A 26,368-nucleotide genomic window follows, 5' to 3' on the forward strand; every position below is an offset into this window, starting at 1 on the left:
GTTTGGGGGGTTTTTTTTTTTTTATTATGCCCCCCGCGGGGGCCCTTCTCAAAAACCGTTTTGTTTTTCTCGGGTGGGCCGCCCCTGGGCCCCCCGCCCCCCCCCCCCGGCGCGCCACACGACAACAAAGACGTAGCACCACTACAACATAGAGGGGGAAGCGAGTTGGGACTTCTAGGTAAGCAGGAGCGTTCAACGAGTGCCGAAGTTGCCACCAAGGCGCTGTATAACGCCATCGTAGACGGCGTTATCGAACCGGGTTCATTTCTCCGGCTCCAGGATCTCTCCGATCAGTTAAGCATGTCGATGATGCCGGTGCGCGAAGCAATCAGAGAACTGGCCAGTCTTGGACTCGTCGAGATGATTCCGCACCGAGGGGCGCAAGTACGCCCCTTGGACCTCAAAGACCTCGTCGATACATATCGTGCCCGTCTTTACTTGGAAACTCGTGTCCTCAGAGTCGCTGTTCCGAAATTTGGGGAGAAGGACGCCCGTGCAGCACGTGATGCCCTGGACCAAAGGGCGATCGCTTACGCCCAGGGCGATGCCGTCACTGCCCGCGCAGCACACGAACGATTCCATTTTGCGATATACAGGGCCGCGGACAACGAATGGCTGGTCAACGCCATCACCCCCGGTTGGCGCAACTCTGAGAGATACCGGAGCTCCTCCATGCGCCTGACGAACGTGCGGGAACGGCATGATTCCGAGCACCAGGCGCTTTTGGACGCTATGAGCAATCATGATGCCGAGCAGTCCGTGCGCATCCTCTACGGCCATTTGGCTTCGGCCGCCAACTCCGTGGCCAACCAGCTTGCCGGTAAGGACATCTGGGCTGAACTGCCTGCGGTCGAAGAATTGCTGTAGGTATCGGGCACCGGCCTCTTGAAAGCAGACCCTGACCCAAAGAGCGTTTTGTGTTCGCCTCATTGGTTTGGTCGGGAATGATGTCCCGACCAACATCCTGCGCGAGTACTCAGCGGCGGAGGCTCTCCGATGGCAGCTCGCCGAACGACTTCAAATACAGCGCAGAGAAGCGCCCCTGATGCGTGAAGCCGCAGAGCTCCGAGATCGCAGTGACGCTCTGCTCGCGCGGGTTGGCTTCCAGCAGCATCTCCCGGGCACGGTCCAGCCGGATGCTCCGCAACAATCCCGACGGCGTCGCGCCGGTTTCCGCCCGCAGGGCGGTCTGGAGGGTCCGGACTGAGACGCCCAAGCACTCGGCAATGTCCGGCACGGTGAGTTCCTCGGTTAAGTGGCACTCCAACAGCTCCCGAAACTCACGGACAAGCCGCCGTTCCACTTCCACGTTCCGGGCCTCCGCCATGGACGGTTGCATCGCCATCAAGAGTCGGGACACCATGCTGTCCGCCAACAACCCCTGCAAAAAGGCGGGGGCGGTAGACGACGGCTGGCCGATCATGTCGTCATGAAGTTCGACGACGGACCTCAGGAACGCGCGACCGGCGCCACCTGAGAGGTCCATACCGTAGCCCAGGTCCACAGCGCTTTTGCCATACAACTGCTCGGCAACCCGCTCCAGTGCTGTACGCCTTACATAGACGATGAGGTGTGGACTGCCGCCATCCCAAGTCATGGAAAATGGCCGGTCGATCGGCGGGACGGTCGCCATACGCTGGCTGGATTCCACGGTAGTAGAGCCAACCTGCATCGACGGATGCCCGGCCAGCGGTATCTGCACCACCCGAAAATCCTGCAGGTCCTCGGGATCTATACGGACGTCCGCGCCATAGTCCAAGAACTCGATTCCGACGTCGCCCCGGTGGAGGGATCGTAGCTTCATGTCCACCGACGATTTCCTGGTTCGGGGCGCGAGCTCATGGCTGACGAACAACTCGGTGATCTTGGCATGCGCCTCATCCAGGTCAGTTGTGGTCATTGTTGGCCGTCCCCGCAGAACATCACGGGCAAGAATTTTCACCATTTGGGCACCCACTCCACAGATTTGCGCAATTCGGATAATGCTCGCGCGACTTGGATATCCCCAATCACAGCGGCCGCATAAAGTCTCTCTTAGGACAAGTATGACGCAGCTCACAACACCATAACAGCGTCGAAAGCGAGGTGAGGACCAGTGAAGAACATCAAGCTCATACACGACCGGCGGGAAGAATGGGATCGGAACCATCCGAAGCCAGCGCCCCGGCCGAGCAAATAGACCACCCGCCCGGAGAGGATGCATCCATGATTTCACCATTGAGGTACCTGGCTCAATTTTTGGAGCCGAATAGGGCCGACTTCGCACTCTGGATAGCGGAACTGCAGGCCAAGGACGTCCGACTCACTTCGGAGCCTTGGGTTGGCTGGCTCGAAGAGGTGGACGACTTTGCGCATTTCGGATGAGTTCTGCGCTAAGTAGACGATCTGGAATCCAGCGGTTGTCTTAAGTCGCACTCAGAACAATTATGACGCACGTCATATTTCTACAACATGGCAATTACGGGAAGGCATGGAGGATGTCAGGACTTGAAGGCAGGACAGCAATCGTCACCGGCGGAGCAACCAAGGTGGGCCAAGGCGTTGTCACCGCGCTGCGCGATGCGGGCGCCACGGTGGTGGTTGCGGACATAGCGCCCGACGGCGGTTCTGTCACCGCCGGGCTGGGCGAAGGTATCCACTACTCCCACACCGACATCACCGACGATGCCGCTGTGAACGCGCTCGTTAGCCAGACGGTAGCCACGCACGGTGGGCTGGACATCCTGGTAAACCTCGCCTGTACGTACAAGGATGAGGGCGCTGCGTCCGGCCGCGCCGACTGGCTCGAAGCGCTCAACGTCAACCTGGTCAGCGCCGTGGTGGCCAGCAACGCAGCCCGGCCCTACCTCAAGGCTTCCGGGCACGGCGCCATCATCAACTTCACGTCGATCTCCACCTCGGTCGCCCAGACCGGTCGCTGGGTGTACCCGGCCAGCAAGGCCGCGTTGGTGCAGGTAACCCGGAGCATGGCCGTGGATTTCGCTTCGGACGGCATCCGGGTGAACTCGGTCAGCCCGGGCTGGGTGTGGAGCAACATCATGGACTCCCTCAGCAACGGAAATCTGGAAAAGACGGATGCTGTGGCCGCCCCGTTCCACGCGCTCAAGCGCGTCGGCCGCCCGCATGAGGTGGGGGACGTCGTCGCGTTCCTCGCAGGCGACCAGGCAAGTTTCGTGACCGGAGCCGATTGGGCAGTCGACGGCGGATACTCCGCCTTGGGTCCCGAACGCGCCGAAGAAACCATTCCGCTGCTCGCCGCCAACTGACAACAAACTTCGAAAGCTAGCCTCAACACAACTTCCATCAAAGAAGAGGACAAACAATATGACGCAACGCCACATCACCATCGTCGGTGCCGGCCAGTCCGGGCTGCAGCTGGGCATCGGCCTGCTGGATGCCGGGTTCCAGGTGACCACCATTTCCAACCGAACGCCCGACGAGATCCGTGAAGGCAAAGTTGCCTCCAGCCAATGCATCTTCCACAACGCCTTGCAGCACGAGAGGGCACTCGGGCTGGATTTCTGGCCGGACGCGCCCACCGTGGAGGGGATCTCGTTCACCATTCCGCACCCCGAACTGCCTGGCGAGAAGGCCATCAGCTGGGCCTCCCGCTTGGATAACCACGCCCAGTCCATCGACCAACGCGTGAAGTTTCCGCGCTTCATGGAAGAGTTCACGGCACGCGGCGGCGAGCTGGTCTTCGAAGACGCCGGGGTAGCCGAGCTGGAGAAATACACGCAGAACTCGGACCTGGTGATCGTAGCCGCCGGCAAGGGCGAAATCGCCCAGCTATTCACGAGGGACGCCGAACGCAGCACCTACGACGCCCCGCAGCGCGCCCTGGCGCTGACCTACGTGAAGGGCCTGACACCGCGAGAGGAATACCCAGCCGTCTCGTTCAACCTCATCCCCGGCATTGGCGAGTACTTCGTAGTCCCCGCGCTCACCACCACGGGCCCTTGCGAAATCATGATCTTTGAAGGCATCCCTGGCGGCCCCATGGACAACTGGAAGGGCCTCACTCCCGAGGAGCACCTGGAGAATTCAAAGAACATCCTGAAGACGTTCCTGCCCTGGGAAGCAGAACGCGCTATGGACGTGGAACTCACCGATCCCAACGGCGTCCTTCAGGGCCGGTTCGCCCCGACCGTCCGCCACCCCATTGCCACGCTGCCGAGCGGTCGGCAAGTACTTGGCCTGGCCGACGTCGTGGTGTTGAACGATCCCATCACCGGGCAGGGCTCCAACAACGCGAGCAAGTGCGCGGCGTCGTACCTGGACAGCATCATCGGACACGACGGCGCATTCGATGCCCCATTCATGCAGGCAACCTTCGAGCGCTATTGGGATTACGCACAGCACGTTGCACACTGGACCAATGCCCTCCTGGCCCCTCCCCCGCCGCACGTCCTTGAACTCCTGGGCGCGGCCAACCAGGAACCGGACATCGCTCACCGGTTCGCCAACGGCTTCAACCACCCCCCGGAATTCCAGGACTGGTTCATGTACCCGGACAAAGCAGCGGACTACCTGGCTAGCCTTTCAGCCGCCAAAGTTTCCTAGCACGCCCCGATAAGGACTCAAGAATGCGAAAGATAGCAATCATCGGGGCCGGCGAATCCGGCGCCCAACTGGCTTTGGGCCTGCAACGGGACGGCTACGCGGTAACGCTCTTCTCGGACCGTTCAGCTGCCCAGATCCGCACCGGCAAGGTCATGTCCAGCCAATGCATGTTCTCCACCGCCCTCGACGCCGAAGCGCAACTGGGCACCGCCCTGACCGGACTCTACGAGTCCGGATCCGTCCCGGACATCACCTCCATCCGGATGCGCGTTGAAGGCCCGGACGAAACCATCAATTGGGAAGCGCCCTTGGACGGAGCCGCCCGTTCCATCGACCAACGCATCAAGAGCGCCCTCTGGATCGAGACGTTCGTGGCCGCTGGCGGGGACTTCCGCATCGAAAAGGTCACCGCACGGATGCTGGAAGAACTCGCCCGCGACTACGAACTGGTCATCGTGAGCACCGGCAAGGGCGAGATCGGCCAGATCTTCCCGCGGGACAAAGCGAAGTCACCTTTCGACCGCCCCCAGCGGGTGCTGGCGCTCAACTACGTAACGCCCGACGCCGGTGCTGCCGCCAGTGCTGACGGGGACACCGCCACCGGCACCGGCAGTGACGCCATCCGCATGTCCATGGCACCCGGCGTCGGCGAGTTCTTCACCATACCCGGTCTGACTGTCTCGGGTCCCTGCCGCATGATGGTGTTCGAAGGCGTCGTGGGCGGCCCGATGGACCGCTGGACCGACGTCGTAACCCCCGAAGAGCAGCTCCAGCGCTCTCTGGAGATCCTGCGCGAACACTTCCCGCACGAGGCCGAAAACTTCGCCGACGCGCAACTGACCGACAGCGGCGCAACGCTGCTGGGACGCATCACGCCCACGGTGAGGTCCGCCGTCGGGGAGCTCGGCAACGGGAAGCTGGTCTTCGGCCTGGGTGACGCCGTGGTCCTCAACGATCCCATCAGCGGGCAGGGTTCCAACAACGCCACGCTGGCGGCCAAGTACTACCTTGATGCGATCGTGCGCCGCGGACAGCAACCGTTCGACCGCGAATGGATGGACCGTACGTTTGATGAGTTCTGGCGCAGCTGGGGCCAATGGGCCGTGGCGTGGACCAACGATCTCCTCAAGCCCCGCCGGGACCACCAGAAGACACTGCTGAGCGAAGCCGGGGAACATCCCGCGCTGGCTGCGAGCATCGTGGGCGGTTTCGATGATCCCCGGACCTCGTACCCCTGGTGGTTCGATGCCACCGCCGCTGCCGATTTCATGCAGGCCCGCAAGGAAGAGGACAGCGCCGCCTTCGACCTCCGGGACTTCAGGGGCGCCTTGGGCCAATTCGCCACCGGCGTCACCGTGGTGACCACCGTTGCCGCCGACGGCCGGAAGGTTGGCATGACCGCGAATTCGTTCACCTCAGTATCCATGGAACCGCCGCTGGTCCTCTGGTGCCCCAGCAAACGCGCGCCCAGCCTGGGAGATTTCGAGGACGCCACGCACTTCGCCATCAACATCCTGGCCAGCGACCAACACGTCCTGTCCCGCCAGTTCGCCACTCCCTCCACAGATAAGTTTGCCGGCGCGGAAACCACTGAGGGCATCGCCGGCGTCCCCCTGCTGGACGGCGCCGTAGCCACGTTCCAGTGCCGCACCGTTTCGCGGCATGACGCCGGCGACCACGTCATCTATGTAGGCGAAGTGGAGAAATACAACAACGACGGCGGCGCTCCCCTGATCTTCCACAGCGGCAAGTACCACGCAACAGCCACTCACCCTGATTTCTAGCAATCATTGCCGCACCCTGCCCCGACCCTGGCCGTTAGACCGAAACCGTGATCCTTACACCGCCCAAAGACGATCCTGGTGCCCGGACGACGAATCGGCTCCGCGTGGAGCGGCCAACTATGGGTGCGGCTATCGACCCTAAGGAAAGAACTTCATATGGGTATCACCCGCAAGAACACCGCTGCCTTGGTGGCAGCCGGAGCCCTTGCCGCTAGCTTGGCCGGTTGCTCAGGCAGCAGCACCGCGTCAGCAACAGGCCCTGCTAGCACCAGTCCTGGCCCCTCCCCCTCGGGAACCGTGACTGTGTTCGCGGCGGCCTCGCTGAAGTCCACATTCACCAAGATCGCCTCGGACTTCGAAGCAGCGAACCCCGGAATCAAAGTCACGTTGAACTTTGCAGGTTCATCGGACCTGGTCACACAGATCACTCAGGGCGCACCCGCGGACGTGTTCGCCTCCGCCGACACCAAGAACATGAACAAGCTCGCCGACGCCAAACTCATCGACGGGACCGCGACGAACTTCGCCACCAACGTCCTGGCGATCGCAGTTCCACCGAGCAACCCGGCGTCGATCGCGTCCTTCGCGGACCTTGCCAAGCCCGGCGTGAAGGTTGTCGTCTGCGCACCGCAGGTACCATGTGGTTCCGCAAAAGTGGCCATAGAAAAAGCCACCGGAACCACCCTTTCCCCAGTCAGCGAGGAATCCTCTGTCACCGATGTTCTAGGCAAGGTAACCTCGCAGGCGGCCGACGCCGGCTTGGTCTACGTCACGGACGTCAAGATTGCTGGCGACAAAGTCAAGGGCATCCCTTTCCCGGAATCGGACAAGGCTGTGAACACTTACCCCATTGCAACGGTGGGGGTCTCCAAGAACAAGGATCTTGCCAAGGCCTTCATCGCAGCGGTCACTGGCTCCGCGGGCAAGATGGTTCTCTCCGACGCAGGATTCGGCACCCCGTAACCATCGCAGTGGAAACACGCTGCCGACGCGGATACACCGGACGTCCGCTGTGGATCCATCCGAATGCGGCAGCAGGAGGGCTCTTCGTCCTGCTGCCGCTGGCCGCGACGCCAGGCACCTAACCAGCCACTGTCTTTCGGCGGGTCAGGTGCCTGGCGTCAAGTGGCTGCCCTCGCGAATCGTCATTCGCTGGTGCTGTCCAGTCGCGTCAAGGTGTTTGCGATCGAAATGGCGCGCAATGAGGCCGCAGCCTTGCTTTCGCACTCGGCATGCTCTGCCTCAGGTACGGAGTCAGCGACGATGCCGGCACCCGCCTGCACCATGGCCACTCCGTCTTTGATGGTGGCAGTACGGATCGTAATCGCAAGGTCCGCTGCTCCCGCGAGACCAAAATAGCCGACGACACCACCATAGACGCCGCGCTGCATGGTCTCGAGCTCGTCGATGATCTGAAGCGCGCGCGGCTTCGGCGCTCCGGAAAGGGTTCCAGCAGGGAATGTTGCCCGCAAAACATCTATGGGGTTCTTACCCTCGCTGAGTTGCCCCTCCACGCTGGAAACGATGTGCATGATGTGGCTGTAGCGCTCAACTTGCATAAACTCCGTCACCTCGACGGAGCCGGGCACACACACTCGCAGCAGGTCGTTTCTCGCTAGGTCTACCAGCATGAGATGCTCTGCGCGCTCCTTCTCATCGGACAACAATTCGCGCTCGTTCTCCTGGTCCTCCTCGGTCGTGGCCCCCCGAGGTCGCGAACCAGCGATTGGATGTGTCATCACACGACCGTTGTCCTGCACAGTCACTAGAGCCTCAGGACTGGACCCCACAACCGCAAACGGGTTTCCCTGCGTGTCTTCAAGGCTAAGGAGAAACAAGTAAGGGCTGGGGTTGAGATGGCGAAGAACCCGGTAAACGTCGAGTGGATCGGCTACGCACTCGTGATCGAAGCGCTGCGAGGGGACCACCTGGAAGATATCGCCGTCTACGATGTACTGCTTCGCCCGATCAACTGCGGCGAGGAAGTCCTTCTTGGAGGTCAACGGCCGTGGACTTGCTACAACTGTGCGGTCGATCTCACCGAGCGGCGACGCCATCGGGGCAGCGAGGGCGGACTGCAATGTGTCCAGACGGCGCTGGGCATCCGCCCAGAGGGCCTGAGCCTGTGCTTCATCCGAGGCTTCGTCGAGCAGCACGTTTGCGATGACCACGACGCTGCCTTCGCGGTGGTCAATCATGACGAGCTCGGAAACGAAATTCAATGCCAGTGTTGGAATTCCAGGTCCTTCAACGGGGCCGTTCTCCAGACGTTCAAATTGGCGGACCGTCTCCCAGCCGAGGTAACCAACCAGGCCGCTCGCCAAGGGCGGCAAGTCCACTGTAGGAGCGTAGCTCCAGCGTTCGTAGACAGCGCGCAGCGCCTCAACCGGGGCCCGCCCGGCAACACCGCCCGGCAACAATCGTTCTTCGTCAAGCCCCGCTTGAGCCTGGATCCAGCAGGCGTATCCGCCGTGTTCGCTGAGCATCCCGTAGCTGCCGGCACCGACAAAGCTGTATCGGTTCCATAGCCCACCCTGCTCGGCAGACTCCAAGAGGAACGTGCCTGGTCGGGACGCAGCAACTTTACGGTAGATACTTACGGGCGTGTCGGCGTCTGCGAAGATCTCTCGACATACCGGGATCACTGCCTGCGACGCCCGGGCCGCATTAAAGGCTTCTCGAGTCGTAGTTAAACTCACTGTTGAAGCCTATCAGGAAAATTTGAATTTTCAGATTTTCGAGCTTCATTTTGCGCCCGCCGAAAAGCCATAGAATCCGAGGTGTCCATCCGAATAAAACCAAGATTCTCAATGGCAGCGGCTGCGGGAGAGTTCACCCAGTACCGCATGCTGAGACCCGGATCTCAGGCATCACGCTCGATTTGTTCGACCATGCCGTCTTTTCACCCCGCCACCCTGCGATAACCGCGGGCCGGACCCCCACCTACACAAGGGAAATCAGCCAACTGAGGCTCGCGTTCGGATCGGGTAGCCTTGGTAAAGAACGGTCGTAGAAAGGGGTTCTCTTGTGGCCATGCAGAGCCATAAGCTGGCGTCTATTGAGCAAGAGACGGCCGGACATGCGGAGATAATTTTGCACACGGCGCGAACGCTCGTTGAGCCGCTGGCGACTCTGATCCCTGGGGAGTGCGAGGTCGTCCTACACGACTTGCGCCTACTGCCCAATTCGATCGTGGCAGTGGCTGGAAATCTCACAGGGCGTGCCGTGGGTGGTTCGGCAACTGATTTGTTGCTTCGGGCGAGTGCCACGGGGAACTACAGCACCACCCTGGGTTACATCGGAAAGCATTCTGACGGGCGGGAACTGCGCAGTTCTACCATTATTTTCCGTGATATTGCAGGCAATGCAATCGCCGCCCTTTGTATCAATAGCGACACCCATGACTGGCGTATCCTCGCAGAGCTGGCGCGCTCTATGATGCCGGCCGAACGGACCGGTTCGCCGGAAGCAGTCGGGGCCGGGGAACCGGAGGAGTTCCTGGGGGATGTCGAAGAGGTTGCCCAGCATGTTCTGAAGAACGCCATCAATTCAGTGGGTGTGCCAATCAATCTCTTTCAAAAGTCCCACAAACTTGCAGTAATCCAGGCGCTCAAGGAGCGAGGTTTCTTCACGCTTAAAGAGAGTGTGGAAAAGGCGGCTCAAGAACTTGGAGTGACGCGGTTCACCATCTACAACTATCTGAATGAACTTGAGCAGAAGCAGGCTTAGAGGAAGCCTGCGATCTGAATCGATGGTCCCGAACCGCACATGTTACCCGCAGCCGCTAGGCGTTGGCTTGCACTGCCTTCACATCGGCAATAACCGCTGCAGGGCAAGCCCGGCGGAGCTGTTCCGCGGTAATTTCTACCGTGAAGCCCGGGTCTCCGCTCCCGCAGTAAATGACCGGAAAAGTAAACACTTGTTCATCGATGACCACCTGCACACCAGCGTCGTCGGTGAACGGGCACACGCCGCCGGGCTTCATGCCAAGCCGCTCCAGTGCCTCTGGAGGAGCGGGCTTGATCTGTGACCGCGAGGCACTGAGAATTCTGGCAAGCTGACCATAACCGAGCTTTGACGTGGCGGGCAGCGCCACGAGCGCCAATCGTTCTCCGGCGACAAGAAACGCGAGCGTCTTAGCGGATTTATCCAGTGAGAGCCCGCTGTTGGCATGATCGTCGGCTCCCATCACAGGTGCGTGGTGGTGAATGCGATAGTCGGTCGTGCTGGAATCGAGCACTGACACGGCGATCAGATTCTCGGACTCAATGGACATGTGTTCGGTTGGTTGATTCATCAGGACTCCTGTACTTGCTTTAGCGGAAATGCGCAGTCTTCGCGAATTCTCCAGGGCCCGTGCACGACATTCCAGTGTCCCGACTCACTTGCGTCGTCACCTGATTCGCGCGGGGCGGCCCCAACTGCAATGGCCGGCTGTGCCGCCCTCGAGCCCGGCTCCGCCGCCGAGGACATCTTTTGTTCTTGTGGAGGAACGTATCGTCGACGTCGATTCCATGGTTGGTGCGACTCCCTGTTTTTTGGGGTATTGCCGGTGTCTCAACCCGCACCAGGACGGAATCGTGCCGTCGTACTGCTTTTGCTCTTACCAGCCGCGTTCTGCGAGGCGGTGGGGCTGGGGGATGTCGTCGACGTTGATGCCGACCATTGCTTCGCCGAGGCCGCGGGAGACCTTGGCGATGACATCGGGATCGTCGTAGAACGTGGTGGCGTTGACGACGGCGGCGGCACGCTCTGCCGGGTTGCCGGACTTGAAGATACCGGAACCGACGAACACGCCGTCGGCGCCGAGCTGCATCATCATCGCAGCATCAGCCGGGGTCGCGATGCCACCGGCGGTGAACAACACCACCGGGAGCTTGCCCGTGGCAGCGATTTCCTTGACCAGCTCATACGGGGCCTGCAGTTCCTTGGCCGCAACGTAGAGCTCGTCCTCCGGGAGGGCGGCGAGCTTGGCGATCTCGGCACGGATCTGGCGCATGTGCCCGGTGGCGTTGGAAACATCCCCGGTACCGGCTTCGCCCTTGGACCGGATCATCGCCGCGCCCTCGTTGATGCGGCGCAAAGCCTCACCGAGGTTGGTGGCACCACAGACGAACGGGACGGTGAAGTTCCACTTGTCGATGTGGTTGATGTAGTCGGCCGGGGTCAGGACCTCGGACTCGTCGATGTAGTCCACACCGAGGGACTGCAGGACCTGGGCTTCGACGAAGTGGCCGATGCGGGCCTTGGCCATGACCGGGATGGACACGGCGGCGATGATCGCATCGATCATGTCCGGATCTGACATGCGGGACACGCCGCCCTGGGCGCGGATATCGGCCGGGACACGCTCGAGCGCCATAACGGCTACGGCACCGGCGTCCTCGGCGATGCGGGCCTGCTCGACGTTAACGACGTCCATGATGACGCCGCCCTTGAGCATCTCAGCCATGCCCCGCTTAACGCGGCTGCTGCCCGTGACGCTGTTCGTTGTATTCATCTTTGTCTCTCCATGGGTGGCGGGCAGTGTGGCTGGGACCGCCACCTGAGGGCCTGGCCACACGAACGCGAGTTGTAAATTGATATCTGTGAGTGCACAGGGGCCCAGTGATGTCGAGGCCGCCCGGCCGTGGGTCACCAATGGCTGAAGACGAGGAAAGCTACTACCGCCTTTCGCCACGCGAGCCGCTCCCATGCGACGGCAGCGTCGGCTTCTTGGCCAGGCAGTCGTCCGTGATTGGCTGGACCCCCGAATTGAAGTTCCCCTGTGGTGGAACGGGATGGGGAAATTACAGTCCCACCACAGGAGTTTTGCTCGAGTTCTACCGAGCTTAGATGAGGCCCGGAATTCAGGAGGAGCGGAAGGCGATAGCCTCAACTTCGACGTTGGCTCCCCTGGGGAGAGCTGCTACCTGGACCGTGGACCGTGCGGGTAGCACATCCCCCGTGAATTGTTCTGCGTAGGCATCATTTACCTCGGCAAAATCGGCCAAGTCGGTGAGGAACACTGTTGTCTTCACGACGTCCTCAATGTCTAGGCCCGCAGCCCCAAGGATGCCCTTGAGGTTGGCGAAGATGCGCTTGGTCTGGCCGGTGATTGTCGAGTTATCGAGTTCTCCTGTTGCGGGATCTATTGGCAACTGGCCAGAAATGAAGAGATAGGGTGAGGCAATAACTGCCTGCGAATATGGGCCGATCGCGCTGGGTGCCGAACTGGTGGACACTTTGCGGACTGCCTGATCGGCGCCTGTCCCGATGGTCATTGGTCCCTCTTTATCGTGAGCGTTTCAGTGTTTGGTGATGCAGGAACCGCGAGTCGTTGCTGGCGCCTCTTCTTGACCTCATACGAGATCAAGAGGATGCCGAGCCAGATTGGACCGACGATAACTGCTATCCGGTATGCAGGGGAGAGTGCCGCTACTACGACAACGAGTGCGAAGAACGCGAGAACTATCCAGGTGGCTACGGTGCCACCGGGCAGTCTAAATGCCAGCTTCGCAGCCGCTTCAGGTCCGATCCTGCGACGGAACTTGTACTGCGTAATCATGATCATCGACCAGTTGATGATGCCAGCGATCACCGCGATCGACAGAATGTAGCTGAACGCGAAGTCTGGCCAGAGGATGATCACGACGACAGCAATTACGGTCATCGCTGAGCTGAAGAGCACACCGGCGATGGGAACCCCGTTCCTGGAAAACTTGAGGAACGCCGGAGCGTTGCCCTGATGCGCAAGAGAATGAAGCATTCGACCGTTCGAGTACAGGCCCGAGTTGTAGACCGACAGCACCGCCGTGATGACAACTAGGTTGAGCACATCTGCCGCGGCCGCGACACCAACATTGTCAAAGATCTGAACGAAGGGACTCATCTTGCCCGTAAGGTGCCGCCAAGGGATGACAGCCATCACAACGGCTAGTGCCCCCACGTAGAAGATCAAGATTCGGTACACGACTTGGTTGATGGCTTTTGGAAGCGTCTTACCCGGATCGCGAACCTCGCCCGCGGTCACACCAATAAGTTCAACGCCGCCGAACGACATCATTACGACCGGGAGCGCTAATAGGAGCCCCACGATGCCCATCGGAGCGAACCCGCCGTCATCCACTAAGTGGCTGAAGGAAGGATCGGGAAGAGCCGGGTTGCTGTTGATCCGCAAGAAGATCACCACCAGCCCCAGCGCGATCATGGCAATCACCGCGATCACCTTAATCAATCCGAACCAGAACTCGAATTCGCCAAACGCCTTAACTCCGAAAAGATTAACGGCGGTGATCGTCACGAGAAAGAATGCGGCTATCAACCAGTGCGGGATATCCGGGAACCAGTAGTTGACATAAATGCCCACAACCGCAAGTTCAAGCATGGACACAACTACATAGTTGAACCAGTAATTCCATCCGGAGACGAAACCTGCCCGTGGGCTCCAGTTCTGATAGGCGTAATAGCTGAAGGCCCCCGATGCCGGCTTGTCCACTGCCATCTCCCCCAGCGCCCTCACCACGAGGAAGATGACGGCCCCAGCTACCAGGTAAACCAACAGGACCGCCGGGCCAGCAAGGCTGATCGCATCGGAAGAGCCGTAGAAAAGACCCGTCCCAATAGCGCCGCCAAGTGCGATCATCTGAACTTGGCGGCTCGTGAGTACCCGCTTAAACCCTGAACTGCTGGACTCAACAGTGGACTGTGGAGCGTTGTCCTCCACTTGTGCATTTTGATTCATCGCTATTCCTAACCCTCATTGGTTGTACTACGCGGACCCTATTCATTGCCGATGGGACGCAGAGAGGCGGTGAAGTGCCGGAGGACCTTGCCCTGCTTGATGATCTCGTAGCCCGGCACAGTGTGCGCGCGCTCCTTGATTGCCGCCAAGGCCTCTGCGACGACATTCAGGTGCCCCTGGGTGTAGACGCGTCGAGGAAGAGCGAGCCGCGTGAACTCCGACGTCGCCCGCTGCGGTTCACCGGTCACAGGGTCCGCGTCAAGCATGAATGAGCCGATCTCGCAGGTACGGATTCCAGCCTCAAGGTACAGTTCCACCGCAAGGGCGTGGCCGGGGAATTGGTGCCAAGGGATGTGTGGCAGGAGAGCACCGGCGTCGACAAAGACACCGTGGCCTCCGACAGGATTCTGGTAGGCGATGCCGTGCTCGTCCAGGCGGGCGGCCAGATACTCGGCCTGCCCGATGCGGTACCGCAGGTAGTCCTCGTCCAGGCCCTCTTCGAGGCCTGTCGCAAGCGTCTCCAAATCGCGACCGGACAGGCCGCCATAGGTAATGAAACCCTCGCTAGGGACCACATAGGACTTAATCCCCGTGATGAGATTCGCGTTAGCCTTCTCATCACGGACCGCGATCAGTCCGCCCATGCTGACGATCGCATCCTTCTTGGCACTCATGGTGAAGACATCACCGAGTGAGAAGAACTCCTTGGCAATGTCGCGGATCGACGCGTTGGCGAATTCCGGCTCACGCTGCTTAATGAAGTAGGCATTCTCAGCGTAGCGAGCCGCATCGATGACCAACAGGATTCCGTGTTCGCGTGCGACGCGAGAGACTTCTCGCATGTTCGCCATGGAGACGGGCTGGCCACCCACCGAGTTGTTGGTAATCGTCATGACGATGCAGGCGATCTTCTCCGGGCCCTGCTGGGCGACCAACGACTCCAGCGCAGCGATGTCCATGTTGCCCTTGAAGTCCGCGTATTCGGAAGGATTCTTTCCCTCCTCGCAGAGCAGATCCACCGGGATTGCACCTGTCAGAGTCGCGTGTCCGCGAGTGGTGTCGAAGAACGTGTTTGAGACGGCGATCTGTCCGGGTTCAACGATGACCGGGAACAGAACTTTCTCTGCGGCGCGGCCCTGGTGAACGGGCTGGATGTAGTCGTAGCCGAAGATTGATTTCGCGATATCCAGCATCCGGAAGTAGCTGCGGCTGCCGGAGTAGGTTTCATCCCCCAGCATCATGCCCGCCCACTGCTGATCGCTGAGCGCGCCGGTGCCCGAGTCGGTCAGGAGATCAATGTAGATGTCCTCTGATCGCAGCCCGAAGTTGTTGTAGTCGGCAGCCTCCACAGCGCGAATGCGCTCCTCCTTGGTGGTAACGCGGATCGGCTCCACCATCTTGATTTTGAAGGGCTCGGCAATGTACTTCATCTTTTTCTCCAATTTTTCCTGGCTACTAAGAACTGCCGTGCACGTGAACGTGGGCAGGACCAGCTAAAAGTTACAACACTTTGTTGTGGCGGTCAACATATTGTTGAATGCATTTCAGTATTGGACTCCCATGCGCGCCAAAGCTCCTAGTCGAGCGGCTTGCGGGAGCCCATTCCTCAAAGGGCTTCTCGAGTCCGGCTAGCCCATGCGTTCGTTTCAATATCGTTCTGTTAGTTCAGTGCGGGCTTAGCAGTTGGCGGACCTAGAGGATTCAAGTCCCTGGAGCTTACTCTGATATTTGATCAAATGTCAATGATTTTCACTCGACGAGTGGCCTCACGAGGGACTCTACGGGTCCTGGCCGACGTGGTCCGCGGCGATTGCAGCCGATCAGTCTCCTCACGTGGCACGTACTTTGCTTTTTGTTGCGGCACATGACTAGATCTTGCGCAATACGAACTGCGGTGAACGCTGATGTCTTTCGACTTCGGCAGCTCTTTTGCTCCTCCTACAGTGATGTCACGACGTCCTGACATCATGCCCATTCGCGGCCAAACACGTCATTCACTCCATCTGAAAAGAGGAACTCCCATGGTTTTCCGCATACCAGTCCGTGCCGTCTCGGCCGGAATAGCAGCGCTTTCATTGGCAACCCTGCTAGCCGCCTGCGGCTCCAGCCCGGACGCCACAAGCCCTTCCGACGACGACGGCACACCAGTCGGCGGGGGCACGCTGGTCTACCTTGAGCAGCTAGCCCACACCAACCTGTATCCGCCGTCCGGAGGGTTCTACCCCAACGGCGGCGTCCTGAACCAGATCACGGACAAACTGACATTCCAAGACCCTGAAACGCTCAAGATTGAGCCGTGGCTTGCCGAGTCGTGGACCAGCAACTCCGAACTGACGGAGTACACGTTCAAGCTCCGCAGCAGCATCACATTCTCTGACGGCACACCTGTGGATGCTGCAGCGGTGGCGCGCAACTTTGACACCTACGGTCTAGGCAACAAAGCCCTGAACCAGCCCGTGTCTGAAGTCATCAACAACTACGATCACAGCGAAGTGGTGGACCCCCTCACGGTCAAGTTCCACTTCAAGAAGTCCTCGCCCGGCTTCCTTCAAGGTACGTCAGCCATAGGCTCCGGCATCGTGTCCATCAGCACCCTGGACCGGAAGTACGATGAACTCGGTGACGCCCGAAATATCATCGGCAGTGGTCCCTTCACGGTGGCCAGCGAGGTGCTGGGCAAGGAACTGGTGCTGGACGCCCGCAAGGACTACAACTGGAGTCCCGCCACAGCGGACCACCAAGGCCGAGCGTACCTGGACACCGTAAAGATCGTGGTTACACCGGAGGACAGCGTCCGCACCGGCTCACTGCTTGCCGGTCAAGGCGACTTGATCCGCCAGGTTCAGGCCTACGACGAAAAACAGGTGGCGGGACAGAACTTCAAGATCCATGCACCGGGCACGCGCGGGGTCAACGACAGCCTCGTCTTCCGTCCCGACAACGCGCTGGTCGCTGACGTCCGGGTCCGCCAGGCACTGCTGAAAGCCACGGACACGCTGGAAATCGTGGAGACAATCTTCTCGGACAACTACCCACTGGCGACCTCGGTTCTCGCCGAGGACGCCGCCGGCTATGTGGATCTGTCCGGCAAGCTGAGCCACGATCCGGAGAGAGCCAAGGAACTCCTGGAAGAGGCCGGATGGAAGGTTGGAGCCGATGGCATCCGGACCAAGGGCGGCGCCCAACTCTCCCTTGCCGTTTACGAATCCATCCCGCAGCCTCAGAACAAGGCTGTGCTGCAGCTTGTTGCCCAGCAGTGGCTGAAGGTTGGCGTCAAGCTCAACGTCTTGGCGGGCGACTCTGGCAGCAAGAACGTGGACAGCCTGGATCCCGAGAAGACTCCGGTATTTGTGGCCATGGTGGGCCGCGCCGACCCGGATGTCGTCAAGAGCCTGTTCCACCCCAAGAACCGTGACGCGTTGTTGCAGCTCGGCGGTAGTAGCCAAAAGGTCAAGAGCTTCGTCGATGAGAAGCTCAACTCCCTGCTGGAAGCCGAGACGGCACGCACCGATCCAGAGCAGCGCCTCAAGGATGTTGCCGACATCCAGAACCATCTCATCGACCAGGCCTTGGTCATTCCGATCTTCGAGGAGCCGCAAGTGTTCGCATCCGCACCATATCTGCACGGGCTTACCTTCGAAGCCGTGGGCCGTCCGAGCCTGTACAACGTCTGGCTCAAGAAGGGCTGACATGCGGCGCTACCTCCTGAACCGTTTCGGCCAGGCCGTCCTGGTCCTCTGGGCCGCCTTCACCATAGCGTTTGTGTTGCTGCAAGCGCTGCCCGGTGATGCCCTGCTGATCAAGTACCAAAATCCGGACATGGGCCTGAGCCCACAGGAAATCGCGGATATCCGCCGCTCCTACGGGGCAGATACGCCGTTATTCTTCCAGTACTTCGATTCGCTAGGCGGTTTCCTCACCGGCAACCTGGGCTACTCGGTCCAGGCTGGGGTGCCGGTGGTGGATCAATTGGCCGCCTCCGTGCCCTCGACCCTGGCACTGGCGGGCCTGGGCTTTCTCGCTGCGGTAGGTCTGGCTGTCGCGATCGCGTTCGCGTCCAGCCTTGCACCGTTTTCCTGGCTGAGGGACGCGATCCAGTCCCTGCCGTCCCTACTGGTCTCCGTGCCCGTTTTCTGGCTGGGCATTGTCCTGATTCAGGTCTTCTCCTTCCGGTTGAAGCTGATACCCGTCATCAATCCCCCGGAGGCGCTCGGTCTGATCCTTCCCGTGGCAACACTGGCCGTCCCCTTGTCGGCGCCGCTGGCGCAGGTACTGATCCGAAGCATCGACGACATAGGCACCCAGCCCTTTGTCGCCGTCGCGCGTTCGCGTGGCGGAAGCAGTGCCTGGGTACTGAACCACCACGTGGCCCGCAACGCCGTGCTTCCGGCACTGACCATTGCCGGTGTCCTGTTGGGAGAACTGATCGGCGGGGCAGTGGTCACCGAGACCGTGTTCGGGCGCAACGGGGTGGGCCAACTGGCAGAACAAGCGGTCAACAACCAGGACGCAGCCGTGCTGCAGGCCGTGGTGGTACTCGCCGCGGCTGCCTTCGTCATGGTCAACCTCGCCGTGGACCTGCTGTACCCCGTGTTGGACCCCCGGCTTAAGCAAAAGGCAGGAGCGCTCACATGAGCCAGGCAACTTTGGCGGATTCCCGTACCCTTTCGAGAGATCGCATTCCCGAGCCCGCCACGCCGCGGAAGCGTTTCACCATCGCCCTGCTCAATCCAAGCCTGCTTCTTGCATGGCTGGTCCTCGCAATCGTGGCTTTGTGGACTGTCGCTCCCGGACTGCTCGCCAGGCATAACCCGATCTCCGGTAAGGCCAGGGACAAACTCCTCCCGCCAGACGGTGAATACTTGCTGGGCACCGATGAACTGGGCCGGGACCTTCTTTCGCGAATGATCCACGGATCCATCAATTCCGTGACCGGCGCCTTGGTAGCGGTCGGCGTTGGGCTCGTGGTGGGAACACTCTTGGGCCTGCTGGCGGGGTCCTTGGGCGGCATTGTCGATGCCGTTGTCATGCGGATGGTGGATGTCCTGTTGTCGATCCCCAGCCTGTTGCTATCGCTGAGCATCATCATCATTCTGGGGTTTGGGACCGTGAACGCCGCAATAGCCGTGGGGGTGGGTTCCGTAGCCAGTTTCGCCAGGCTCTCCCGGTCCGAAGTGCTGCGCGTACGTCGCAGCGACTTCGTCGAGGCTGCTTTTGGGAGTGGAGGAACCTTTTTCGCCGTCCTATGGCGGCATATCCTGCCCAATTCGGCCGGACCGGTGCTCGCACTCATTGCTCTCCAGTTCGGCAGTGCCATCCTGGCCATCTCCACTCTGGGGTTCCTAGGCTATGGGGCTCCCCCGCCCACACCGGAGTGGGGGTTGCTGATCGCTGAAGGCAGGAACTACGTGGCCACGTCCTGGTGGCTGACTACCTACCCCGGCTTGGTTGTGGTTGCCGTGGTCTTGTCCGCGAATCGCATCAGCCACTCAATCCGAAAGGTACAACCGTGAGCGACGTCCTCACAGACCTGGATACGGACGTACCCGCGCAAACAGGCACCGTCCCCGTCCTTGAGCTGGTCAATCTGTCCGTTTCCTATGCGGACCTACACAGGAAACACCGCCGCGTAGTCCACGATGTCTCGCTGCAGATCGCGCCCGGCGAAGTCCTTGCCTTGGTTGGTGAATCGGGTTCCGGGAAATCCACTACGGCCCAGGCCGTCATCGGCCTTCTCGCCGGCAATGGTCGAGTGGAAGGCGGAAGCATCCGCTTGAACGGCACTGACATCGCGGGTTGGTCCCAGAAACGCCTCGAATCGATCCGCGGAGCAAAAATCGCGCTGATCCCACAGGATCCGACGAGCTCGTTGAATCCGGTTCTTACTGTCGGTGCCCAAGTGGAGGAAGTGCTGCGCCTGCACACCAAGCTTCCGAAGCCGGCGCGACGGCAACGGGTCCTGGACCTGTTGTCGCGAGTAGGAATCCCGGAACCTGAACGCAGAGCCAGGCAATACGCCCACGAGCTCTCAGGTGGCATGAAGCAGCGTGTCCTGATAGCCGCGGCCATTGCCCTGGAGCCCCAGCTGATTATCGCCGATGAAGCGACCAGCGCCCTGGACGTCACTGTTCAACGGCGCATTCTTGACCTCATCGATGACCTTCGGGCAGACACGGGCACAGCGGTCCTCTTTGTCACGCACGACCTGGGCGTGGCAGCTGACCGGGCCGACCGCGTGGTGGTGCTCAATGGTGGACGGATCCAAGAGCAAGGCCCCACCGACCGCGTGCTCACGAATCCATCCACGGACTACACCCGTCAGCTCCTGGCCGACGCGCCGTCGAATTCGCCCATCTTTTCCCGCTCGGCACCTAAGCCCGGCCGGGTCATCACGGTTGAGGTTGCCAACCTGGTTCAGGAGTTTGATACCGGGCGCAACCAGCCACGGTTCCGAGCTGTGGACGACGTAAGTTTTCAGGTTCCACAGGGCAGCACACACGCAATAGTCGGTGAATCCGGCTCAGGGAAGACCACCACCGCACGTGCCCTGGCGGGTTTCCAACGGCCCACCTCGGGCAGCATCTCCATCAGCGGCCACGAGCTCTCCGGGTTGGACGCCAAAAGCCTCCGGCAGTTCCGGAAGCACGTTCAACTCGTCTACCAGAACCCGTTCACCTCCCTTGATCCGCGGCAGACGATCGCCCGGATCATCGAAGAACCCCTGCTGAATTTCGGTCCGGTCTCCCGCCAGGAGAGGCTCAAGGCGGTGCGGGACCTGGTCCATCGCGTCCAACTGCCGGAGAGCCTGCTCGCCAAGCATCCCCGCGAGCTCTCAGGCGGCCAACGTCAGCGCGTTGCCATTGCCAGGGCCTTAGTCCTCAATCCGGAGGTCCTGATTCTGGACGAGGCTGTTTCAGCGCTGGACGTCACCGTCCAGGCCCAGATCCTCACATTGTTGGAAGGACTGCAACGCGAACTGGACCTGACCTACGTCTTCATCACCCACGACCTCGCCGTGGTGAGGCAAATCGCGGACACGGTCTCCGTCATGAGCGGCGGCCGGCAAGTAGAGGCAGGCACTGTGTCCGATGTCTTTGACACCCCCCAACACCACTACACGCGGGAACTCATCGAGGCGATCCCCGGAAACCGAAAGGCAAAGTAATGACCCAACGATCAGAAGCCACCAAAAGGATAGGCTTCTTCACACGCTTGCTCGACGACGTCGGGCCGGCTGAACGCTACAGACTCGCCTTGGAGCAAATCCAAGCGGCGGAAGAAACAGGGTTCGATACGGCGTGGGTTGCACAGCACCACTTCAACGAATCCGAAGGCGGCCTGCCGTCGCCCTTGGTCTTCCTGGCATACGCAGCGGCGCGGACAACCAGCATCCGGCTTGGTACGGGAATCATCACCCTTGCACTGGAGGATCCGTTGCGGGTAGCTGAGGACACCGCAGTGCTGGACCTGATCTCCGGCGGTCGGCTTGAAGTTGGTGTGGGGACGGGAGGTACTGCATCATCCTTCGCTGCCTTCGGCCTGGAAAGTGACCACCGCCGTCGAATCTTCGCCGATAAACTGCAGCTCCTTACCGAAGCCTGGGGCGGCAAGGACATCCGCGCCTCTGCCAATGCCCTCTACCCGGCAGCACCCCAACTGCTCGACAGGTTGTGGCAAGCAACTTTCTCCACCGACGGAGGCGAGCGTGCCGGCAGGGCCGGCGATGGCCTGATGTTGTCGCGCACCCAGCCGCGCGAACAATCCTTGGCAGGAGCCTCACTGGACCAACTGCAGAACCCCATCATTGATGCGTACCTCGGCTCACTCCCTGCCGGGACAAGCCCAAGGATCCTGGCCTCCCGCACGTTATTCGTAGCCGACGACCGGGCCGCTGCTCTCCGATTCGCCCAAGCTGGACTGCGCCGGATTGTCCCGCTTTTCGAGCGCCAAGGGTATGTCTTTGAAAGCCATGACGCAGAGTCGCTCATCGCCGCCACCGACGCCCACGTAGGAACCGTGGAGGATGTCGTTGAATCACTCAGCCGTGATAGCTCGCTTGAACGGGCCACAGACGTATCGTTCCAGGTCCACTCCATAGACCCACCCCACGAACACATCCTTCGTTCCATCGAGCTCGCCGCCGCAGAAGTGGTACCGCGACTCGGCTGGAAGCCGTCCACAAGCCACATCCCCGCACTGCAAGGAGAGAAATGAGCAACACCATACCCGACGCCGTCGACACCATCCTGGGACTCGTCCCAGGGTCCCCCCTGGATAGGTTGCGGCACCGCCGCCCCATCACCCGGGACAACACTCAGTCGAGCTATCTCGCACTGTTCCACCCCGACCAACTGGAGGACGCGGGTCTGACGGAACGCTTCGCCGTCGCGATTTTTGTAGCGCTGTTGCACGGCAACCAAGCAGCTGCGAGCTTCTACAGCCAAGGTTTGGGAGCGGCCGAGACGGACCCGGGCCTCACGGCTTTGCTGAGAGAGGCCGCCGCTGCCGGTGCGGCCCAAGGCCCCTACGGCGAATACCGGGAGCCCGGTCTTCGTGGTGAAGACCGCCCTGGCCTCCGATGGGCCGTGGCGCCTGAGCTGGCCGAGGCGTTGGGAACAAAGTTGGCGGCAGCCTTGGAACATACCCATCTGCTGGTTCTTCGGCCCCGAGAGGCGTCGCCACGTGCGTTGGGGGCACTGGTAAAGGCCGGCTGGTCGACCAACGGGATCGTGACGCTCTCGCAACTCGTCGCTTTCTTGTCCTATCAACTGCGGGTAATCGCCGGGTTGGAACTCCTTGCCGATCCAGCGAAGGAAAGCCCTGCGCTGGATACGGCAGACGAATCACAAACAGTAAGGATCAACGCATGACCGACGAAGTGGTCACCTACGCCACACTGAACCGCCCTGAAGCCTTCACGCAGGAGCAACTTGGATGGGTGCCTTGGCTGCATGCACCTGCCGTGGAAGAGCTGACGGATCGCCAATACGACGGGCTCATGGACCGGTCCCGGGCTGCCAGCGACTACTTCCGCCTGCTGGCCCGGGATCCTGACATCCTTGGTGCCAGGACCAGGACAGACAAGGATATTTTCTACAACACCAAAGATGGGCTGCCACGGGCAGAGCGCGAACTGGCGGCCGTTGCCACATCCAGGGCGAACGGTTGCGTCTTCTGCGCCTCCGTACACGCGCGGTTCGCTTCCCACTATTCCGAGCGACATGACGACGTCCAGCGACTCCTCGATGAGGGCCTCTCGGCTGACCTCGGTCCGCGTTGGAACGCTATAGCGTCAGCCGCCCAGGCGCTGGCCCAGACTCCCCCGCAGCTTAACGCCGCACACCTCCGGGCGCTTGGGGACGTAGGACTCGACGCTTTGGAGATCTCGGATGTCATTCATGGAGCGGCTTTCTTCAACTGGGCAAACCGGCTCATGCTCTCACTTGGCGAGCCTGAGGAGCCGAACCTGGGCTAACGCGGTGGACGCTGGTTTCCACTCGTTCCGATACGTGTCCCGCCCAGTGGTCGTTGATTGTAGCGCGGACATGACCTTCCGGGTTACTCGTAGTTGCAGGCATGGGGGCGTTTTGGTCCGCTCCATGTAAAGCGATGGCACGTGGATCTCGTTGAGCCAGCGCTCGCGCGGACCACGGGGACCATTGGGGACTATTTCATCGAGTACGACTGGGATGTCGCCGGCGGCGACTTCACGCAAAGCAGAGCGTACGACGGCGGGCGGGACCCGTCGTCGTACGCTCTGCTTGTGTTGTTGGTGCCAACAAAGAGCTGTCATGAAATGGCGCCGCCTCTTTCACATCGGCGTCAAAGTGGAATTAGCTGCGGAACTACTCCTGCGAGGTGGCCACTTCACAGGGGGGGCTCGCCTGTCCTTCTCCGGAGGAGGCGTATGCCTGTATTGCGGCAAGGTAAGCGTGCAGAGAGGACTGGGTGCGCTGGCGGTCCCCCGTGCTCTGCAGATCGATAACGAGGCCGCTCAAGACCGCCATGAGGAGCGTGGATTGAACAATGGCGTCCTGGCGACTTCCATCGCGCTCAACCAGAATCCAGTCGGCGAAGTAGTCGATCCAGAATGACAGAAGCTCCGGTCGCCGCTCGCTGGACAAGTCCTCATCGGACGTCATCATTGCTTCCATACTTAGCCGTGTCGAGACGAGGTTCTCCTGGTCTTCCAGCCACCAATCCCAGAGTCGGACGATTCCATCAGCTACAGACGGTCGTATCTGCTCGGCACGAATTTCTTCCAAAACCCCCAGCGTCGTGGCTCGAGCGCGAGCCAATGCGGCCTCGATAAGCCCTTCCTTGGACCCGAACTGATAAGAGATCGTTTGCGTGCTGGTCCCCATGGCACTCGCCAGCTTGCGGAGGGAAAGGTTCGACAGGCCTCGCTCGGCTAAATAGGCTACAGCCTTTACGAGCACTTCCTCACGGCGGGCTGGGTCCGGTGGGCGCCCCACTTAGGCCTCCTCGCGTTCTAGTTTCTGTCTGCGGCAGTCCGCCCGAAGATCGGTATAACTCTACGCCGGGTTCCGTGGAAACCCCTGCGTTCTTCAAGAGAAGCCAACCGCGCCGCATCCCAAATTGGCACTTGACGCTGCAACAACATCGTGTCACGCTTTTTATGTAACGAGTGTCACAATAACTCGGCAAACGAGTCACTGAGCCGCCGAGACACGGCGGCGCCGAGCAGATCTGTCTGCTGCTCAATCCCAAGAAGAGAGATCCGAATGAGTCAAGCTCCTGCTGCCCAACAGCTGGCCTCTGGCAGCGAAAAACGACGGGGTTCTTTCCGTCAGCCTGCGGCACTTTATCTCGTGAGCACCTTTGAGCTCGCCGAACGTTTTTCCTACTTCGGAATGCTGGCGATACTCATCTATTACATGTATTTCCCAGCCGATAAGGGCGGCCTCGGTCTAGAGCAAGCCGACGCCGCCGCTCTCGTCGGCGCATATAGTGGCGCCATCTACCTTGCGATGGTTTTGGGTGGCTGGGTTGCCGATCGCATCTTTGGAACCGCCAACACTCTGGCAATTGGCGCCGGGATCGTGCTCGCCGGTCATATCACCCTGGCCTTCGTCCCGGGGTTTAGCGGGCTGCTCGTAGGCATGCTGCTCATAGCAGTAGGAAGCGGATGCACCAAGGCCACTACCGCGAGTCTCGTCGGTTCCTTTTATGCGCCCGGGGATGCGCAACGGATTGTTGGCTTTACCATCTTCTACCTTAGTTTGAACCTAGGTGCACTAACCGGGGGCATAGCTACCGGATTCCTACAGCAGTCCTTCGGCTTCCATGCCGGTTTCGGGGCGGCCGCGGTGGGGATGTTGATCGGGCTCTTGATCTACATTCCGGCACGATCGAAGCTCCCCGCAGCGTCGCGGATAGTGCCAAATCCCGCGACACCTTCCGCATTGTTGCGCTGTGGCGGGATAGTTGCAGTGCTGACCATCGCGCTTTGGTCTGGTTTCTCCCTTGGGATTCTTCACCTGGGCGACGCATCCACAATCGTGGCAGTCGTCGCACTGGTCTCGGCAGGTATCTACTTCACGCTTATGGGGCGGTCTAAAGTTGTGACCGCAACGGAGTTCCAATCGGTCGTTCGTTATACGCCGATCTTCGTGGCCTCCGTAATGCAGGTCATGCTCTGGATGCAGCTCTACACAGTGGTTGCTGTTCATGCTGAAGCTCGCACGGACCGCAGTTTCTTCGGTTTCGACTTGCCGCCATCCACCGCCATCGCCAGTGGCGGGCTCTTCGCGATTATTCTCACCCCGATAGTCAACGCGTTGTGGACCAAGCTTGGCACCCGTCAGCCCTCTATTGCCGTCAAGTATGCGATTTCGCTACTGACGCTTGGCCTTTGTTTCATAACTCTGAGCGTCAGCTCACTAGTACCAGGTTCATTGATACCAATCTCATTGCTATTGGGAGTTATTGGAGTCTTCTACTTGGCGGACTTGATCGCTTCCCCTGCAGGACTGTCATACGCCACGGCCACGGCACCGAAGGCATTCCGCTCACAGATGGTCGCCTTGCACTCCATGTCTTACGCCGTCGGTGCAGCCCTGTCGGGCATCTTCGCACAGTTTTACAACCCGACCGGAGACGCAAGCGCCTACTTCCTCATGGCAGCCATCGTCAGTGCAGCCACCGCTGGCGTCCTGATGCTGGTCCGAAGGATAGTCCGGGACGGAACAAGCCTCGACGCAGCAATCCCCGCTTAGTCCCTACTCACCTCCCCCCAGTTATTGGCGCAAGTGATCCGATAACTATGGGGAGATTA

Annotated in this window: 22 protein-coding genes; 14 read left to right on the forward strand and 8 right to left on the reverse strand. The window is 60.5% G+C overall.

The window, feature by feature from the left end:
• The first annotated feature begins 165 nt into the window (after window positions 1–165).
• The gene (locus ACFRJ9_RS14135) at window positions 166–867 is read left to right on the forward strand and encodes a GntR family transcriptional regulator (protein WP_377668987.1); all 702 of its coding nucleotides are present in this window, start codon (window positions 166–168) and stop codon (window positions 865–867) included.
• A 109-nt stretch (window positions 868–976) separates the two neighbouring features.
• On the opposite strand, the gene ACFRJ9_RS14140 is transcribed toward ACFRJ9_RS14135, so the two are convergent.
• Window positions 977–1,900 (reverse strand): AraC family transcriptional regulator, encoded by a 924-nt coding sequence (locus tag ACFRJ9_RS14140; RefSeq protein ID WP_377668989.1) that lies wholly within the window; start codon window positions 1,898–1,900, stop codon window positions 977–979.
• Window positions 1,901–2,477: 577 nt separating this feature from the next.
• Here ACFRJ9_RS14140 and ACFRJ9_RS14145 point away from each other — a divergent pair.
• The 4 genes from ACFRJ9_RS14145 (at window position 2,478) to modA (ending at window position 7,310) form a co-directional block, all read left to right on the forward strand.
• Window positions 2,478–3,266 carry an SDR family oxidoreductase gene (locus ACFRJ9_RS14145; RefSeq protein ID WP_377668991.1) on the forward strand — a complete coding sequence of 263 codons (789 nt, stop codon included), beginning with the start codon at window positions 2,478–2,480 and terminating at the stop codon, window positions 3,264–3,266.
• A gap of 58 nt (window positions 3,267–3,324) precedes the next feature.
• Window positions 3,325–4,563: a styrene monooxygenase/indole monooxygenase family protein gene (locus ACFRJ9_RS14150; RefSeq protein WP_377668993.1), complete on the forward strand. Its 1,239-nt coding sequence runs from the start codon at window positions 3,325–3,327 to the stop codon at window positions 4,561–4,563.
• 23 nt (window positions 4,564–4,586) lie between these two features.
• A complete protein-coding gene (locus ACFRJ9_RS14155; protein WP_377668995.1) occupies window positions 4,587–6,347 on the forward strand; it encodes a flavin reductase in 1,761 nt (586 codons plus the stop codon).
• 156 nt (window positions 6,348–6,503) lie between these two features.
• On the forward strand, window positions 6,504–7,310 hold the full coding sequence (gene modA / locus ACFRJ9_RS14160; protein ID WP_377668998.1) for a molybdate ABC transporter substrate-binding protein: 807 nt from the start codon (window positions 6,504–6,506) through the stop codon (window positions 7,308–7,310).
• A 182-nt stretch (window positions 7,311–7,492) separates the two neighbouring features.
• Here the strand turns inward: modA and ACFRJ9_RS14165 are convergent, their stop codons facing one another.
• Entirely contained in the window at window positions 7,493–9,046 is a 1,554-nt protein-coding gene (locus ACFRJ9_RS14165; protein ID WP_377669001.1) for an anthranilate synthase component I, read from the reverse strand.
• A 334-nt stretch (window positions 9,047–9,380) separates the two neighbouring features.
• On the opposite strand from ACFRJ9_RS14165, the gene ACFRJ9_RS14170 reads away from it, so the two are divergent.
• A complete protein-coding gene (locus ACFRJ9_RS14170) occupies window positions 9,381–10,076 on the forward strand; it encodes a transcriptional regulator (protein ID WP_377669261.1) in 696 nt (231 codons plus the stop codon).
• 55 nt (window positions 10,077–10,131) lie between these two features.
• On the opposite strand, the gene ACFRJ9_RS14175 is transcribed toward ACFRJ9_RS14170, so the two are convergent.
• From ACFRJ9_RS14175 to ACFRJ9_RS14195, 5 genes are all read right to left on the reverse strand, one after another.
• A complete protein-coding gene (locus tag ACFRJ9_RS14175) occupies window positions 10,132–10,644 on the reverse strand; it encodes an aminoacyl-tRNA deacylase (RefSeq protein WP_377669004.1) in 513 nt (170 codons plus the stop codon).
• Window positions 10,645–10,950: 306 nt separating this feature from the next.
• Window positions 10,951–11,847: a pyridoxal 5'-phosphate synthase lyase subunit PdxS gene (pdxS, locus tag ACFRJ9_RS14180; RefSeq protein WP_377669007.1), complete on the reverse strand. Its 897-nt coding sequence runs from the start codon at window positions 11,845–11,847 to the stop codon at window positions 10,951–10,953.
• Window positions 11,848–12,196: 349 nt separating this feature from the next.
• A complete protein-coding gene (locus ACFRJ9_RS14185) occupies window positions 12,197–12,610 on the reverse strand; it encodes a Rid family detoxifying hydrolase (RefSeq protein WP_377669010.1) in 414 nt (137 codons plus the stop codon).
• Complete coding sequence (locus ACFRJ9_RS14190; RefSeq protein ID WP_377669014.1) at window positions 12,607–14,052, reverse strand: amino acid permease; 1,446 nt, start codon at window positions 14,050–14,052, stop codon at window positions 12,607–12,609. The genes ACFRJ9_RS14185 and ACFRJ9_RS14190 overlap by 4 nt, the downstream gene beginning before the upstream one ends.
• 56 nt (window positions 14,053–14,108) lie before the next feature.
• The gene (locus ACFRJ9_RS14195; RefSeq protein WP_377669017.1) at window positions 14,109–15,500 is read right to left on the reverse strand and encodes a tryptophanase; all 1,392 of its coding nucleotides are present in this window, start codon (window positions 15,498–15,500) and stop codon (window positions 14,109–14,111) included.
• A gap of 591 nt (window positions 15,501–16,091) precedes the next feature.
• On the opposite strand from ACFRJ9_RS14195, the gene ACFRJ9_RS14200 reads away from it, so the two are divergent.
• Genes ACFRJ9_RS14200 through ACFRJ9_RS14230 form a run of 7 tightly spaced genes read left to right on the forward strand, consistent with a single transcriptional unit; the run spans window position 16,092 to window position 23,545 of the window.
• Complete coding sequence (locus ACFRJ9_RS14200) at window positions 16,092–17,759, forward strand: TIGR04028 family ABC transporter substrate-binding protein (protein ID WP_377669020.1); 1,668 nt, start codon at window positions 16,092–16,094, stop codon at window positions 17,757–17,759.
• A gap of 1 nt (window position 17,760) precedes the next feature.
• On the forward strand, window positions 17,761–18,705 hold the full coding sequence (locus ACFRJ9_RS14205; RefSeq protein ID WP_377669023.1) for an ABC transporter permease: 945 nt from the start codon (window positions 17,761–17,763) through the stop codon (window positions 18,703–18,705).
• Entirely contained in the window at window positions 18,702–19,583 is an 882-nt protein-coding gene (locus ACFRJ9_RS14210; protein WP_377669026.1) for an ABC transporter permease, read from the forward strand. The genes ACFRJ9_RS14205 and ACFRJ9_RS14210 overlap by 4 nt, the downstream gene beginning before the upstream one ends.
• On the forward strand, window positions 19,580–21,235 hold the full coding sequence (locus tag ACFRJ9_RS14215) for a dipeptide ABC transporter ATP-binding protein (RefSeq protein ID WP_377669029.1): 1,656 nt from the start codon (window positions 19,580–19,582) through the stop codon (window positions 21,233–21,235). Before ACFRJ9_RS14210 ends, ACFRJ9_RS14215 begins: the two co-directional genes overlap by 4 nt.
• A complete protein-coding gene (locus tag ACFRJ9_RS14220) occupies window positions 21,235–22,284 on the forward strand; it encodes a putative FMN-dependent luciferase-like monooxygenase (protein ID WP_377669032.1) in 1,050 nt (349 codons plus the stop codon). The genes ACFRJ9_RS14215 and ACFRJ9_RS14220 overlap by 1 nt, the downstream gene beginning before the upstream one ends.
• Entirely contained in the window at window positions 22,281–22,940 is a 660-nt protein-coding gene (locus ACFRJ9_RS14225; RefSeq protein ID WP_377669035.1) for a CMD domain protein, read from the forward strand. The genes ACFRJ9_RS14220 and ACFRJ9_RS14225 overlap by 4 nt, the downstream gene beginning before the upstream one ends.
• Window positions 22,937–23,545, forward strand: a complete 609-nt coding sequence (locus ACFRJ9_RS14230) for an alkylhydroperoxidase domain protein (protein ID WP_377669039.1) — start codon at window positions 22,937–22,939, stop codon at window positions 23,543–23,545. The genes ACFRJ9_RS14225 and ACFRJ9_RS14230 overlap by 4 nt, the downstream gene beginning before the upstream one ends.
• 370 nt (window positions 23,546–23,915) lie before the next feature.
• Here the strand turns inward: ACFRJ9_RS14230 and ACFRJ9_RS14235 are convergent, their stop codons facing one another.
• On the reverse strand, window positions 23,916–24,545 hold the full coding sequence (locus ACFRJ9_RS14235; RefSeq protein WP_377669042.1) for a TetR/AcrR family transcriptional regulator: 630 nt from the start codon (window positions 24,543–24,545) through the stop codon (window positions 23,916–23,918).
• 270 nt (window positions 24,546–24,815) lie between these two features.
• Here ACFRJ9_RS14235 and ACFRJ9_RS14240 point away from each other — a divergent pair, with 270 nt between their 5' ends.
• The gene (locus tag ACFRJ9_RS14240) at window positions 24,816–26,309 is read left to right on the forward strand and encodes a peptide MFS transporter (RefSeq protein ID WP_377669044.1); all 1,494 of its coding nucleotides are present in this window, start codon (window positions 24,816–24,818) and stop codon (window positions 26,307–26,309) included.
• Window positions 26,310–26,368: the final 59 nt, after the last annotated feature.

This window comes from Paenarthrobacter sp. NPDC056912, assembly GCF_042786555.1.
Classification (GTDB): Bacteria; Actinomycetota; Actinomycetes; order Actinomycetales; family Micrococcaceae; genus Arthrobacter.

Excerpts from the sequence above, each read along its gene's own strand:
- ACFRJ9_RS14140 (WP_377668989.1), bottom strand. The coding sequence starts at position 1,900 with ATGACCACAACTGACCTGGATGAGGCGCATGCCAAGATCACCGAGTTG.
- ACFRJ9_RS14145 (WP_377668991.1), top strand. The coding sequence starts at position 2,478 with ATGTCAGGACTTGAAGGCAGGACAGCAATCGTCACCGGCGGAGCAACC.
- ACFRJ9_RS14150 (WP_377668993.1), top strand. The coding sequence starts at position 3,325 with ATGACGCAACGCCACATCACCATCGTCGGTGCCGGCCAGTCCGGGCTG.
- ACFRJ9_RS14155 (WP_377668995.1), top strand. The coding sequence starts at position 4,587 with ATGCGAAAGATAGCAATCATCGGGGCCGGCGAATCCGGCGCCCAACTG.
- modA (WP_377668998.1), top strand. The coding sequence starts at position 6,504 with ATGGGTATCACCCGCAAGAACACCGCTGCCTTGGTGGCAGCCGGAGCC.
- ACFRJ9_RS14170 (WP_377669261.1), top strand. The coding sequence starts at position 9,381 with ATGCAGAGCCATAAGCTGGCGTCTATTGAGCAAGAGACGGCCGGACAT.
- ACFRJ9_RS14175 (WP_377669004.1), bottom strand. The coding sequence starts at position 10,644 with ATGAATCAACCAACCGAACACATGTCCATTGAGTCCGAGAATCTGATC.
- pdxS (WP_377669007.1), bottom strand. The coding sequence starts at position 11,847 with ATGAATACAACGAACAGCGTCACGGGCAGCAGCCGCGTTAAGCGGGGC.
- ACFRJ9_RS14185 (WP_377669010.1), bottom strand. The coding sequence starts at position 12,610 with ATGACCATCGGGACAGGCGCCGATCAGGCAGTCCGCAAAGTGTCCACC.
- ACFRJ9_RS14195 (WP_377669017.1), bottom strand. The coding sequence starts at position 15,500 with ATGAAGTACATTGCCGAGCCCTTCAAAATCAAGATGGTGGAGCCGATC.
- ACFRJ9_RS14200 (WP_377669020.1), top strand. The coding sequence starts at position 16,092 with ATGGTTTTCCGCATACCAGTCCGTGCCGTCTCGGCCGGAATAGCAGCG.
- ACFRJ9_RS14205 (WP_377669023.1), top strand. The coding sequence starts at position 17,761 with ATGCGGCGCTACCTCCTGAACCGTTTCGGCCAGGCCGTCCTGGTCCTC.
- ACFRJ9_RS14210 (WP_377669026.1), top strand. The coding sequence starts at position 18,702 with ATGAGCCAGGCAACTTTGGCGGATTCCCGTACCCTTTCGAGAGATCGC.
- ACFRJ9_RS14220 (WP_377669032.1), top strand. The coding sequence starts at position 21,235 with ATGACCCAACGATCAGAAGCCACCAAAAGGATAGGCTTCTTCACACGC.
- ACFRJ9_RS14225 (WP_377669035.1), top strand. The coding sequence starts at position 22,281 with ATGAGCAACACCATACCCGACGCCGTCGACACCATCCTGGGACTCGTC.
- ACFRJ9_RS14230 (WP_377669039.1), top strand. The coding sequence starts at position 22,937 with ATGACCGACGAAGTGGTCACCTACGCCACACTGAACCGCCCTGAAGCC.
- ACFRJ9_RS14240 (WP_377669044.1), top strand. The coding sequence starts at position 24,816 with ATGAGTCAAGCTCCTGCTGCCCAACAGCTGGCCTCTGGCAGCGAAAAA.